Raw genomic sequence first — 13,215 nt, 5'->3', positions numbered from 1 at the left:
GGCCACGATCGACTCCGTCTGAGGTGAAGCGGCGGTGTCCAGCTGCGGGGACAGCCCAGAATGCCGCGGTTCGAGTGGATCATGAGTGTGTGCGGCGCGGGGGCGAGAGGGTGGCAAAGGGGTAGTCGGTCGGTGGGTCAAGGGGTGCGGGCTGTCCGATCGGGGACAGCCTGGTGGCGGCGCGGAAGGTAGAACGGCCGGGTGGGTCTCGGCCGAGGGTTCGTCATCATCACAGTGATCCGCCTTCGGCCCTGCCCACGGTGTACGGTGACGCCGTCCGGCCCGTGAAGCCCGCGCGGCCCCGGCCAAAACGTACGCCGGGCGGGGCTGATCGCCGCCCCCGAAACCCGAAACCCGGGCGGCGCGTTACGTTGGACATCCGGACCGCCGGTGGTCCGGTGGGTGCAACACGGCCCGAAACGGGCATGAAGTAGCAGCCCGAAGCGGGCGAAAAGCAGGAGTGAGGTCGGGGAGAGACGTGCCGAGCAACGCTGGAACCACCCGTCTGGTCATCGTCGAGTCACCGGCGAAGGCCAAGACGATCTCGGGCTACCTCGGCCCGGGGTACGTCGTGGAGGCCAGCTTCGGTCATGTCCGCGACCTGCCGCGCAACGCCGCGGACGTGCCGGCGAAGTACAAGGGTGAGCCGTGGGCCCGGCTCGGGGTGGACGTCGACAACGGCTTCCACGCCCTCTACGTCGTCTCCGCCGACCGCCGGCAGCAGATCAACAAGCTGACCAAGCTCGCCAAGGAGGTCGACGAGATCCTCCTGGCGACGGATGAGGACCGCGAGGGCGAGGCGATCGCCTGGCACCTTGTGGAGACGCTCAAGCCCAAGGTCCCGGTCAAGCGGATGGTCTTCCACGAGATCACCAAGCCGGCGATCCAGGCCGCGGTGGCCAACCCGCGCGAGATCGACCGGGATCTGGTCGACGCCCAGGAGGCCCGGCGCATCCTCGACCGCCTCTACGGCTACGAGGTCTCCCCGGTGCTGTGGAAGAAGGTCATGCCGAAGCTCTCGGCGGGCCGGGTGCAGTCCGTGGCGACCCGGATCGTGGTCGAGCGGGAGCGGCAGCGGATGGCGTTCCGCACCGCCGAGTACTGGGACATCCTCGCCACCCTGGCGGTGCCGAACCCGGGCGAGGGTCCGCGCACCTTCCACGCGACCCTGGTCGCGCTGAACGGCGACCGGATCGCCACCGGCAAGGACTTCGAGCCCACCACGGGCCGGGTGAAGCCCGGGGCGGGCGTGGTGCACCTCGACGAGAGCGGCGCACGCGGGCTCGCCGCCCGCCTCGACGGGCGGCCGTTCACCGTCACCCGGGTCGAGGAGAAGCCCTACCGCCGCCGCCCGTACGCGCCGTTCATCACCTCCACCCTGCAGCAGGAGGCGGCCCGCAAGCTGCGGTTCTCGTCACAGCAGACGATGCGCACCGCGCAGCGTCTCTACGAGAACGGCTACATCACCTACATGCGTACCGACTCGGTGAACCTGTCGGAGACCGCCATCGCCGCGGCCCGCCGGCAGATCGTCGAGCTGTACGGCGAGCGCAGCGTGCCGCCGGAGCCGCGCCGCTACACCGGCAAGGTGAAGAACGCGCAGGAGGCGCACGAGGCGATCCGCCCGGCGGGGGACAACTTCCGCACCCCCGGCGAGGTCGCCAAGGAGTTGTCGGCCGAGGAGTTCAAGCTCTACGAGCTGATCTGGCGGCGCACCATCGCCTCGCAGATGACCGACGCCGTCGGCTCCAGCGTGTCGGTGCGCATCCGCGCGGTCACGGCCGCGCAGGAGGAGGCCGACTTCGGGGCGACCGGCAAGACCATCACCGACCCGGGCTTCCTGCGCGCGTACGTCGAGTCCAGCGACGACGAGAACGCCGAGGCCGAGGACGCCGAGCGCCGGCTGCCCAACCTGGTGAAGGACCAACCCCTCACCGCCGACGAGTTGGCCGCCCAGGGCCACCACACCCAGCCGCCGTCGCGCTACACCGAGGCATCGCTGGTCAAGGCCCTCGAAGAGCTGGGCATTGGCCGGCCGTCGACGTACGCGTCGATCATGCAGACCATCCAGGACCGCGGGTACGTGTTCAAGCGCGGCCAGGCGATGATCCCGTCCTTCCTGGCCTTCGCGGTGATCGGGTTGATGGAGCGGCACTACCCGCGCCTGATCGACTACGACTTCACCGCCAGCATGGAGAACGAGCTGGACGAGATCGCCGGCGGTGACCACGCCGCGGTCGACTTCCTCACCGCCTTCTACTTCGGCAGCACCAACGGCGCCGGCGACCAGACCATCGCCCACGCGGGCGGGCTGAAGAAACTGGTGACCGACAACCTCAGCGAGATCGACGCGCGCAGCGTCAACTCCATCCCGCTCTTCACCGACGACGAGGGGCGCGAGGTCGTCGTCCGGGTGGGCCGCTACGGGCCGTACCTGCAACGGGCGGTACCGGGCGAGCAGCCCGCGTTGGCGACGGAGGGCGAGGAGGGCGGCACGCCGGGCGACCGGGCGCCGATCCCCGAGGGGCTGGCGCCGGACGAGCTGACGCCGGAGAAGGTGCACGAGCTGTTCCTCGGCGGCGCAGGCGAGCGAAAGCTCGGCGACGACCCGGCCACCGGCGAGCCGATCCTGCTCAAGTCCGGCCGGTTCGGTCCGTACGTGGCCAGCGGCGAGCGAAAGTCCTCGCTGCTGCGCTCCCAGTCGCCCGACTCGCTCACCCTCGACGAGGCGCTCAAGCTGCTCAGCCTGCCCCGCCTGGTCGGCGTGGCCCCGGACGGTGTCGAGGTCTTCGCCAACAACGGCCGCTACGGCCCGTATGTCAAGCGCGGCGACGAGTTCCGCTCGCTGGACTCGGAAGAGAAGATGTTCACCGTCACGCTGGATGAGGCGCTGGCCCTGCTGGCCACCCCGAAGACCCGCCAGCGCCGGGCCGCCGCGCCACCGCTGCGGGAGATGGGCAACGACCCGCTGACCGAGAAGCCGCTGGTCATCAAGGACGGCCGGTTCGGGCCGTACGTCACCGACGGGGAGACGAACGCGTCGTTGCGGCGCGGGCAGACCCCGGAGGCGCTGACCCTCGAAGAGGCTTCGGAGATGCTGGCGGAGAAGCGGGCGAAGGGACCGGCGCCGAAGAAGGCGGCGGCGAAGAAGGCCCCCGCCAGGAAGGCCACGCCCGCGAAGAAGGCCACGGCCGCGAAGAAGGCCACGCCCGCGAAGAAGGCCACGGCCGCGAAGAAGGCCACGGCCGCGAAGAAGGCCACGCCCGCGAAGAAGGCCACCCCCAAGAAGGCCACCACCACCACCGACTGAACGGCGCCGTCGCGGATCTTGGAGGGAAACGGCCCCTACCGGCCTGGCCCTGCCAAGATCCCGACTTGTCCCGCAGGGGAAGCCCAGGGCAAGGTGTCGGGCGTCAGCCGAGGATGTGGGTGAGGTGGGGGTTGGTGAAGAGGTGGTGCGGGTCGAGGCGGGTGCGGACGGCCTGGAAGTCCTGCCACCTCGGATACGCGGGGGCGAGTGACGCCGCGTCGCGCCAGTGCAGCTTGCCCCAGTGGGGGCGACCGCCCAGCCCGGCGGCCACCTCCTCGAACGCCCGGAAGTACGGCTCGTACGGCATGCCGACGTACTGGTGGAGGGCGAGGTACGCCGAGTCCCGGCCGTACCCGTGCGACAGCCAGATGTCGTCGGCGGCGGTGAACCGTACCTCGACCGGGAAGAGCACCCTGAACGGCAGTCGGTCGACGATCCGGCGCAGTTCCGCCAGCGCCGTCGGCAGCGCGGCGCGCGGGATGCCGTACTCCATCTCCAGGAACCGGGTGCGGCGCAGGGAGCAGAAGACCGCGTCGGAGCGGCCGGTGTAGGTGCGCTCGCTCAGGGCCCGGGCGGAGACGGCGCTGATCGTCGGCGCCAGCGCGGGCACGGCCCGACCGAGCCGGCAGAGCCCGCCGAAGACCGTGTTGGCGAGGAAGTCGTCGTCCAGCCAGCCGCGCCACCGGGGCAGCGGCCGGTCGTCGGCGGGCACCCGGTCGTTGGTCTTGACCTGCACCCGGTCGGTGTACGGGAACCAGAAGAACTCGATGTGGTCGTGCCGGTCGACGAGTGCCGGCAGGGCGGCGAGGACCTCGTCCAATCGCCCGGGGCGTTCGTGGGCGCGCAGGACGAAGGCGTCGACGCACCGCAGGGTCACCTCGACCAGCACGCCGAGCGCCCCCAGCCCGACCCGGGCGGCGGCGAAGACGTCGGGGTGCTCGGCGGTGGAGCAGCGCAGCACCTCGCCGGTGCCGGTGACCAGGGTCAGCGCCTCGACGAAGGTGGCGAGGCAGCCGTACGCCGCGCCGGTGCCGTGGGTACCGGTGGCGATCGCGCCGGCGATGGTCTGGGCGTCGATGTCGCCGAGGTTGGGCAGGGCGAGGCCGTTCCCGGCGAGCAGCGCGTTGAGCGTACGCAGGGTCATCCCGGCCGGTACGGTGACGAGCCGGTTGGCGAGGTCCACCCGCACGTCGGTCTCTAGCGCGGTCAGTTCGAGCAGCCGCCCGTCGGGTACGGCGATCGGGGTGAACGAGTGTCCGCTGCCCACCACCCGGATTCGTTCGCCGGCCGCGGCGGCGTCCCGGATGGCCTCGGTGACGCCGTCGACCGTGGCCGGGCGCAGGATGGCGGTGGCGAGGCTGTGCTGGTTTCCGGCCCAGTTGGACCAGGTGGTGGTGCCGGCCATCCGCGCTCCTCGACATGAATGTGAACTGACTTCATATCAGGATCGTTGTGCCTGGTAAATACCGCAATCGAGGTCCGCTCGTTGTACCGGTAGTCACGAGCACGTGACATGTGGATATGTTTCTTCCGTCGAAGGGGGGTGGCGCCGAGTGTCCACACCAGCCGCCACGACCGGACCGCTGCGCCGCGTTCCGGTGCAGGGTCGAAGTGTCGCGCGGGTCCAGCGGATGCTGGACGCCTGTGCCGAACTCGTCGACGAAGTGGGGTACGAGGGGCTGACCACCACGCTGCTCGCCGAGCGGGCCGAGGTGGCGATCGGGTCGGTCTACCAGTTCTTTCCGGACAAGCGGGCCATCGTGCAGGCGCTGACCCTGCGGACCATGGAGTCCTACCTGCAACGGCTCGACGAGCGGTTCGCCTCGGACGACCTGACCCACTGGTGGGACGGCGTCGACGCGGGCATCGACGAGTACATCACGATGCACCGCACCGTCCCCGGGTTTCGTACCCTGCACTTCGGCGACGTGGTCGACCTGCACCTGCTGGACGAGCAGCGGGACAACAACGGCGTGATCGCCGACCAGTTGGGCCGGGTGCTCACCGAGCGGTTCGGGATGGCCGACGAGCCGCGGCTGAGGTTCTGCCTGGAGATCGCCGTCGAGGCCGCGGACGCCCTGATCAAGTTGGCGTTCCGTCGCAAGCCGGAGGGGGACGAACGGGTGCTGGCCGAGGCCAAGGCGCTGATCCGCGAGTACCTGCACCGCCACGTCGAGGCCACGGCCGAGCCCGCGCCGGCCGCGCAGACCTGAGCCCGGTCGCCGCTCACCCGGCGCGTCGAGCGACCGGGCGTCGCCGCGATGTCGGCGAGGCCCACAGCACGCCGGCCGGGGCGGGCCCGGAGCACGCCCATCCGGCGGCGCTCGGTTCAGAGGAAGGCGTGGCCCTCACCCCGGTACGTCGGCACGGCGTCGACCACCTCTTCCCCGGCGACCAGGTGCAACTCGTTGACGTGCTCGCACAGCTCACCGGCCTTGGCGTGCCGGAACCAGACCCGGTCGCCGATCCCCAGACCGGTCGTGGCCGGTCCGGCCAGCGGTGTCTGCACCTCGCCCGCACCCTCCGTGCCGACCAGCGACAGCCCAACCGGCAACCAGGGGCGAGGCAGCCGGCTCCGCTCGGCCGGGCCGGAGGCGGTCCAGCCGCCGCCGAGCACGGTGACCATGCCGGGTGCCGGCCGGCGGACCACCGCGCAGGCGAAGAACGCCGCGGGGGCCGGACGCCAGGCGCGGTACCCGTCGAACAGCGTCGGCCCGTACAGGCCCGACCCCGCGGCGACCTCGGTCACCGCGGGGTCGGCGCTGGTGGCGACCAGGCTGCCGGTGCCGCCGCCGTTGACGAACTCCAAGTCGGCGTGTTCGCGTACCGCGGCCACCGCCGCACCCCGGCGGGCCAGCAGTTCCCGGTACGACCTGCGCTGCACGAGCCGGATCACCGCGCCCACGACCGCCTGCCGGGGCGGGGCGTCGCCGAGCCCGGCGATCTGCGCCTCGTACGACATCAGCCCGACCAGTCGAAAGCCCGGCCGGCCGGCGACGGCGGCGGCGAGCGCACCGGCGGCCCGGGCGCTGTGCACGGGCGAACGGCGGACCCCGACGTGCACCCGCCCACCCAGCAAGCGCCAGGAGGCGTCCAGGTCGAGGCAGACCCGCAGCTCGGGGCGGCGGCCGGGGACGCAGACGGAGTCGACCAGATCGAGCTGCTCGGTCGCGTCGACCATCAGGGTGACGGCCGCGGCGAGGGCCGGGTCGGCGGCCAGTTGGGCGAGCGCCCCCCGGTCGGCCGTCGGGTAGGCGACCAGGGCGTCGTCGGTGACGCCGGCGCGCACCAGCCAGATCGCCTCGGGCAGCGTGAACGCCAGCACCCCGGCCCAACCCGGCCGGCCGAGCGCCCGGCTGATCAACCCGCGGGTCCGGATGGACTTGCTGGCGGCGCGGACGGGCTTGCCGCCGGCCCGGCGGACCAGCGCGGTGGCGTTGGCGTCGAAAGCGGTGAGGTCGACCACGGCGTACGGCGGATCGAGGTGGGCGGTCGCCCGGTCGAGGCGCTCGCGCAGAGCATCGCTGTCGGTGGCCACGGGTGCACGCTAACTGTCCGGAGTTGGAATGCGAAATGGGCTCACGTACGCCGGCTGCGGGCGCTGGTGCCGGCGGCCTAGGCTCGGCGAGCAGGAGAATGTAACGGCGGGAAGGGCTCCCGCCGGGACTAGAGTGTTGCACCGGGACCGCCCAGTGTTGGGCCGGCACGTGGAGGTACGGCCATCGAAAGCCAGCAGAACGGCGAGTCGTCCGGCGTGTCGTCGTCTTCCCCGCACACCGGTGGCGCCGCCGGGCAGACCGGCCCCGCCGGGCAGACCAGCTCCGCCGGCCAGTCTGCCCCGCAGACTGGCCCCGCTCCGCAGCCCGCTCCGCCGGCCGACCTGTCCGGCTATGCCGCGATCCGCTCGGTGCTGCGCATCCGCCCGTTCCGGCGGCTCTGGATAGTGCTCGGCGCCGCTTCGTTCGGCGACTGGTTCGGCCTGCTCGCCACCTCCGTCTTCGCCGCCTCCCAGGTGTCCGGCAGCACGGCCAAGGGCGCCGCCTTCGGGGGCGTGATCGCCGTCCGGCTGCTGCCGGCGCTGCTGCTCGGCCCGGTGGCGGGCGTCCTCGCCGACCGCTTCGACCGGCGCTGGACGATGGTCATCTGCGACATCCTGCGCTTCCTGCTCTTCGCCTCGATCCCGCTGGTGGCGTTGCTGGGGGCGAGCGGCGCCGCGGTGGTCGGCTGGGCGGCGATCGCCACCTTCCTGATCGAGTCGGTCACCCTGCTCTGGATCCCGGCCAAGGAGGCCGCGGTCCCCAACCTGATCCCGCGCGCCCGGCTGGAGGCGGCCAACCAGCTCACCCTGATCACCACGTACGGACTCACCCCGATCCTCGCGGCGGTCGTCGCCGCGGTGCTCGACCGCAGCGTCCGGGCGATCACCGGTGGCGAGATGCCCGCCTGGGCCGAACCGGCGGACCTCGCGCTCTGGGTCAACTCGTTCTCCCGGCTGGCCACCGCGCTGGTGGTGGCGTTCGGCATCCGGGAGATCAGCCAGGGGAAGACCGGCGGGCAGGGACGCAGCGAGCAGACCATGCTGCGCCAGTTCACCGAGGGCTGGAAGTTCATCGGCCAGACCCCGCTGGTACGCGGACTGGTGCTCGGGATTCTCGGCGCGTTCGCCGGCGGCGGCATCGTGATCGGCACCGCCCAGTTCTTCACCACCTCGCTGAACGCCGGTGATGCCGCCTTCTTCCTGCTCTTCGGGGCGATCTTCATCGGTCTCGCGGTCGGCATCGGCCTCGGTCCGATGATCGTCCGGGACCTGTCCCGCCGCCGCTGGTTCGGCATGAGCATCGTGCTGGCCAGCGCGTCGGTGATGACCCTCGCCTTCGCGATCCACCTCTCCATGGCGATCGTCGGGGCGATCCTGGTGGGAGCCGGCGCCGGCATGGCCTTCCTCTCCGGGGTCACCCTGCTCGGCGGCGAGATCGCCGACGAGGTGCGCGGCCGGGTCTTCGCGGTGGTGCAGATCGGCACCCGGTTGGTGCTGATCCTCGCCATCGCCCTGGGCAGCCTGCTCGCCGGCATCGGCGGCTCACACACCCTCGACATCGCCGGTGCGGACATCTCGATCTCCTCCACCCGGGTGCTGCTCCTGGTCGCGGGCGCCGCCGGCATCTTCGCCGGGATCAGCGCCTTCGGTCAGATGGACGACAAGAAGGGCGTGCCGGTCCTCGCCGACCTGTGGGGCTCGATCCGGGGCCGTCCGCTGATGCCGGCCGAGTCGTTCGTCTCCAACGGCCTCTTCGTGGTCTTCGAGGGGGGCGAGGGCGCCGGTAAGTCCACCCAACTGCAGGCGCTCGCCGAGCGGCTGCGCGAGCAGGGCCGGGAGGTCGTGGTCACCCGCGAGCCGGGAGCCACCGCGATGGGCGCGCGGATCCGCCCCCTGCTGTTGGAGCACTCCGGCGACGATGCGCCCTCCCCACGCGCCGAGGCGCTGCTCTACGCCGCCGACCGTGCCCATCATGTGGCCACCGTGGTCCGGCCGGCGCTGGCCCGCGGCGCGATCGTTGTCAGCGACCGGTACGTCGACTCGTCCCTGGCGTACCAGGGGGCCGGCCGGACGCTCCCGGTCGAGGAGGTCTCCTGGCTCTCCTCCTGGGCCACCGGCGGCCTCAAGCCCGACCTGGTGGTGCTCCTCGACGTGGACCCGCACACCGGCCGTTCCCGGGTGTCCGCCCGCAACCAGGGCCCCGACCGGCTGGAGGCCGAGTCGCTCGCCTTCCACGAGCGGGTCCGGTACGCCTTCCTCGACCTGGCCGCCACCGACCCGAAGCGCTACCTGGTGCTGGACGCCGCCCGCCCGGTCGAGGAGGTCGCCCACCTGGTGGCCCGCCGGGTGGAGGAGTTCCTGGTCGACCCGGCGGGCATTGTGCACCCGCGCCCGGCGCACGGCCCGGACACCTCGGTGCAGCCCGAGTTATCCGACGCGGAGCTGGTGACGATGGAGCATCGGACCTGATGCCGGACGTCTTCGCCGACCTGGTCGGCCAGGACGAGGCGGTCGACACGCTGCGCCGGGCCGCCACGTCGGCCGCCGCCGTGCTGCGCGCCGCCCACGTCGCCGTGCCGTCCACCGGGGAGCCGGACGACCTGGACGCCCTGGCCGAGGAGATCGTCGGGGAGGCACCCGCCGAGCAGGGCGCGGGGATGACCCACGCCTGGATATTCACCGGCCCGCCCGGCTCTGGCCGGTCGGTGGCCGCCCGGGCCTTCGCCGCCGCCCTCCAGTGCGAGTACGGCACCGGCTGCGGCCACTGCCCCGGCTGCCACACCACGCTGACCGGCACCCACGCCGACGTCCGGCTGGTGGTGCCCGAAGGGCTCTCCATCGGGGTGGGCGAGATGCGGGCCCTCGTGCTCCGGGCGGCCAGCACGCCGTCCGGCGGCCGCTGGCAGGTCGTCGTCATCGAGGACGCCGACCGGCTCACCGAGGCGGCGGGCAACGCGTTGCTCAAGGCCATCGAGGAGCCACCCCCGCGGACCGTCTTCCTGCTCTGCGCCCCGTCCACCCACCCGGACGACGTGTCGGTGACCATCCGGTCGCGCTGCCGGGTCGTACCCCTGCGGCAGCCGCCGCCCGCCGCGGTGGCCGAGGTGTTGGTACGCCGGGACGGCGTCGAGCCGGACGTGGCTGCCTGGGCCGCGGCCGCCGCCCAGGGACACGTCGGGCGGGCCCGGCGACTGGCCCGTGACCCGGAGGCTCGCCGCAGGCGGGACGCGGTCCTGGCGGTGCCGCGCCGGCTCACCGGTGTCGGTGCGGCGCTGGACGCAGCGTCCGCGCTGATCGAGGCGGCCGAGGCGGAGGCCGAGGCGTCGGTCGTGGAGACCGACGCGGCCGAGCGGGCCGCCCTGCAGACCGCGCTCGGCGCGGGTGGCACCGGGCGCGGCGCGGCCGGCGCCATGCGCGGTGCCGCCGGGCAGCTCAAGGACCTGGAGAAGCGGCAGAAGTCACGGGCTACCCGGGCCCAGCGCGACGCCCTCGACCGCGCCCTGGTCGACCTGGCCGGCTTCTACCGCGACGCGCTCACCATGGCGTTGCGCGCACCGGTGGCCCCGGTGCACACCGACACCGCCGAGATGGCCGAGGCCGGGGCTCGGAAGTGGGACGCCGAGGGCGCCCTGCGCCGGTTGGAGGCCGTGCTGGGGTGCCGGGCAGCCATCGAGGCCAACGTCAAGCCGCGGATCGCGGTGGAGGCGATGATGCTCGCCCTCTGGAAGGGGTGACCAGCCCCACCTTCGGCATCGACACGTGTCGTCGGCGTGCGGTACGGTCCGGTGTGCCTTGGTGACGGCGGTGGCACGCTGGGTGAGGTCGGCGGGGGGAGAACCTATGCCGCGCGAGATCGACGAGGCGTGGATCGAGGAGGCGGTGCGGCGCTACCGTCGCATCGAGTCCCTGCAGGCCGAGTTCGACCAGGCGGTCGACACCGTCGAGGTGACCGTCCGGTCACCGGACGGGCTGGTCGAGGTGGTGGTGACCGCCAACGGTCGCATCACCGACGTGCGTTTCCTCGGCCCGCTGCACCACCGCCACCCCCGGGAGGTCGCCGGCTCGGTGCGGGCCGCCGTGACCGCCGCCGCCGACGCGGCGCTCTGGGCCCGGGAGAAGCTGCACAACGAGACCTTCGCGGCGTACCGGCCGCTGGCGGGGGCCTGAGATGGACCCGCTGCGCGCCCTCGCCGCCCGGCTCGAGGAGGAGAGCGCCTCGCTGGCTCTGCTCTCCCGCACGGTGACCGCCGCCGACCCGGCGCACCCGGCGTTCGGTGCGGACGCGCCGGGCCGCCCCGGGGAGATCGGCCGGGCCCTGCACCGGCAGTGGACCGCCGCGACCGGCGACCGGGCCCGCGAGGCGGAGGCCGCCGCCGCCCGGCTGGCTGCCGCTGCCGCCGCCCTGCGCAGCGCCGCCGACCGGTACGCGGCAGCCGACGACTCCGCGCGGCGGCGGCTGCTCGGGGAGGTCTGATGGACGCCCTGGACCGGCTCGCCGAGCCCGGCCTTGATCTGCTGCGCCGGGTCGACCAGCTGCTCGCCGCGGGTGCTCCGGAGGGGCACCGGCTCTGGCCGCTGCTGCGTCGCATGCAGGTGCTGCCGGGCGACGCGCTGCGCGCCTTCCTCGACCTGCACCCGGCGCCGCTGGCGAACGCCGGGCACGCGGTGCGCCGGCTGGTCCCCCGGTACGACGACGCGTGCGCCGCCCTGACCGACCCGGCCCTGTGGAGCGGCCCGGCCGCCTCGGCGTACGACGAGGCCCGCGCGGCGCTGCTGCGTCACCTCGACGAGGGGCCGGAGAGCCTGGTCGGGCGGCTGGAGGCGACGGCCGGGTACGCCGACGCCCTGGCGCAGTGGGTGGACGGGAGCCGGCTCGCGGTGGCCCGGGTGCTCGCCGAGGTGGTGAGCTCGGCCGAGGCGGTCCGAGTGCACGCCGCCACCGCCCCGGGCGCGGCACCCGGGGCGGGCATCCACGCGGCGGCGGAGGTCGCCGCCCGGGTGTTGGCGGTGCTCGGGGTGGCCTACGACGGGGCGGAGACGCTGCTGCGCCAGTGGTCGTCGAGCCTGGCGGAGTCGACGTGGCGCGGATCGGCCGGCGCCGCGATCCACCACGACGGCACCCTGCGGGTCGGCCACTGAGCCGCCTCGGTGTGGTCGTTTCGGCGGGTTGTGCCGACCCGGTGTGTCCCGGGTGACCGGAGGTTACCGGGGTCCGGGCCAACAACCGTCGTGGGTCGACGACGATGGATGAACGCGTGGGGTGACGGTACGGCGACGGGCTGCCGGCCGGCCGCTCGTCGTAGGGTGGAACACATGGGCATGCTCTGTGCGGTCAGCTTCAACCGGTACGGGCGCCTCTACTACCTGGATCCGGGCGAGTTCCGCCCGCGAGTCGGCGACCGGGTGCTGGTGCCGACCGACGACGGGCCGGAGGTGGCGGAGTGCGTCTGGGCCGCGCAGTGGGTCTCGGAGGACACCGACGGCTTTCCGAAGCTGGCCGGGCTGGCCCAGGAGGACGACCTGCGCCGTGACGAACTGCTGCGCCGGCGCAAGGCCGAGACGAAGGTGGCGGCGAAGCGGCTGATCCGGGAGCACGGGCTGCCGATGAAGGTGGTCGCTGTCGACCACGTGCTGGCCGCCGAGGGCGCCGGCGAGCGGAGCACGGTCTACTTCACCGCGCCGCACCGGGTGGACTTCCGGTCGCTGGTCCGCGACCTGGGTGCGACCCTGCGCTGCCGGGTCGAGCTGCGGCAGCTCTCCGCACGGGACTCGGCGCGGGTGCAGGGTGGCATCGGCTCGTGCGGCCGGGATCTGTGCTGCGCGACGTTCCTCAACGACTTCGAGCCGGTGACGATCCGGATGGCGAAGGACCAGGACCTGCCACTCAATCCGCTGCGGATCTCCGGTGCCTGCGGCCGGCTGATGTGCTGCCTGAAGTACGAGCATCCGCTCTACGCCGCGAGCAGCGACTATCCGGCGAGCGGTCAGCGGGTCGAGACCCCCGACGGCTTGGGGAAAGTCGTGTCCCGCCACCCGCCGAGCGAGACGGTCACCGTCCGGTCGATCTCCGACGGGTCGACGAAGCGTTGCGCCCTGTCCGACGTCTGCGGGCCCCGCCGAGCCTACGACGACCGCCCCCCGGCGTAGTCTGATCGACTCCGTTCGCGCCAGGTCGGCGTGTCCCGGCGGTTGATCGATATCCGCCTGCGCCAGGTGGGGTGTCCGGGCGGTTGATCGAGTCCGATTGCGCCAGGTGGGGCTTTCCGCTTTGCAGGGTCAGCCCGATGTGGCGTAACCGGAGTCGATCATCCCCCATGACGGCCGCCAACTTCATGATCGCCGCTGTGGAGGCGAGGCGGGTGCGGGG

The 13,215-nt window shown here is 72.9% G+C and carries 10 protein-coding genes; 8 read left to right on the top strand and 2 right to left on the bottom strand.

The window, feature by feature from the left end; translation table 11 throughout:
- The first annotated feature begins 478 nt into the window (after positions 1–478).
- Positions 479–3,310 carry a type I DNA topoisomerase gene (topA, locus tag E1193_RS23300; RefSeq protein WP_132185319.1) on the top strand — a complete coding sequence of 944 codons (2,832 nt, stop codon included), beginning with the start codon at positions 479–481 and terminating at the stop codon, positions 3,308–3,310.
- 103 nt (positions 3,311–3,413) lie between these two features.
- On the opposite strand, the gene E1193_RS23295 is transcribed toward topA, so the two are convergent.
- Positions 3,414–4,715: a D-arabinono-1,4-lactone oxidase gene (locus tag E1193_RS23295; protein ID WP_132185318.1), complete on the bottom strand. Its 1,302-nt coding sequence runs from the start codon at positions 4,713–4,715 to the stop codon at positions 3,414–3,416.
- Between the two features lie 226 nt (positions 4,716–4,941).
- Here E1193_RS23295 and E1193_RS23290 point away from each other — a divergent pair, with 226 nt between their 5' ends.
- Entirely contained in the window at positions 4,942–5,523 is a 582-nt protein-coding gene (locus E1193_RS23290) for a TetR family transcriptional regulator (protein WP_132185321.1), read from the top strand.
- Positions 5,524–5,639: 116 nt separating this feature from the next.
- Here the strand turns inward: E1193_RS23290 and E1193_RS23285 are convergent, their stop codons facing one another.
- The gene (locus tag E1193_RS23285; protein ID WP_132185317.1) at positions 5,640–6,848 is read right to left on the bottom strand and encodes an amino acid deaminase/aldolase; all 1,209 of its coding nucleotides are present in this window, start codon (positions 6,846–6,848) and stop codon (positions 5,640–5,642) included.
- A 369-nt stretch (positions 6,849–7,217) separates the two neighbouring features.
- Between E1193_RS23285 and tmk the strand changes: the two genes are divergently transcribed.
- From tmk to ricT, 6 genes are all read left to right on the top strand, one after another.
- A complete protein-coding gene (tmk, locus tag E1193_RS23280) occupies positions 7,218–9,317 on the top strand; it encodes a dTMP kinase (protein WP_132185320.1) in 2,100 nt (699 codons plus the stop codon).
- A complete protein-coding gene (locus E1193_RS23275; RefSeq protein ID WP_132185316.1) occupies positions 9,317–10,582 on the top strand; it encodes a DNA polymerase III subunit delta' in 1,266 nt (421 codons plus the stop codon). The genes tmk and E1193_RS23275 overlap by 1 nt, the downstream gene beginning before the upstream one ends.
- A 106-nt stretch (positions 10,583–10,688) precedes the next feature.
- Positions 10,689–11,015 carry a YbaB/EbfC family nucleoid-associated protein gene (locus E1193_RS23270; RefSeq protein ID WP_132185315.1) on the top strand — a complete coding sequence of 109 codons (327 nt, stop codon included), beginning with the start codon at positions 10,689–10,691 and terminating at the stop codon, positions 11,013–11,015.
- Position 11,016: 1 nt separating this feature from the next.
- Positions 11,017–11,322: a type VII secretion target gene (locus E1193_RS23265; protein WP_132185314.1), complete on the top strand. Its 306-nt coding sequence runs from the start codon at positions 11,017–11,019 to the stop codon at positions 11,320–11,322.
- Positions 11,322–11,987 (top strand): hypothetical protein, encoded by a 666-nt coding sequence (locus E1193_RS23260; protein ID WP_132185313.1) that lies wholly within the window; start codon positions 11,322–11,324, stop codon positions 11,985–11,987. Before E1193_RS23265 ends, E1193_RS23260 begins: the two co-directional genes overlap by 1 nt.
- A gap of 174 nt (positions 11,988–12,161) precedes the next feature.
- A complete protein-coding gene (gene ricT / locus E1193_RS23255; RefSeq protein WP_132185312.1) occupies positions 12,162–12,995 on the top strand; it encodes a regulatory iron-sulfur-containing complex subunit RicT in 834 nt (277 codons plus the stop codon).
- Positions 12,996–13,215: the final 220 nt, after the last annotated feature.

The organism is Micromonospora sp. KC606 (assembly GCF_004348675.1).
Lineage (GTDB): Bacteria > Actinomycetota > Actinomycetes > Mycobacteriales > Micromonosporaceae > Micromonospora.
Note: the sequence above shows the minus strand (reverse complement) of the source record. Positions and strands in the feature narration are given on the sequence as shown.

What these genes read in the sequence shown, in the direction of transcription:
- E1193_RS23295 (WP_132185318.1), bottom strand. Translation starts at nt 4,715, where the DNA reads ATGGCCGGCACCACCACCTGGTCCAACTGGGCCGGAAACCAGCACAGC.
- E1193_RS23290 (WP_132185321.1), top strand. Translation starts at nt 4,942, where the DNA reads ATGCTGGACGCCTGTGCCGAACTCGTCGACGAAGTGGGGTACGAGGGG.
- E1193_RS23275 (WP_132185316.1), top strand. Translation starts at nt 9,317, where the DNA reads ATGCCGGACGTCTTCGCCGACCTGGTCGGCCAGGACGAGGCGGTCGAC.
- E1193_RS23270 (WP_132185315.1), top strand. Translation starts at nt 10,689, where the DNA reads ATGCCGCGCGAGATCGACGAGGCGTGGATCGAGGAGGCGGTGCGGCGC.
- E1193_RS23265 (WP_132185314.1), top strand. Translation starts at nt 11,017, where the DNA reads ATGGACCCGCTGCGCGCCCTCGCCGCCCGGCTCGAGGAGGAGAGCGCC.
- E1193_RS23260 (WP_132185313.1), top strand. Translation starts at nt 11,322, where the DNA reads ATGGACGCCCTGGACCGGCTCGCCGAGCCCGGCCTTGATCTGCTGCGC.
- ricT (WP_132185312.1), top strand. Translation starts at nt 12,162, where the DNA reads ATGGGCATGCTCTGTGCGGTCAGCTTCAACCGGTACGGGCGCCTCTAC.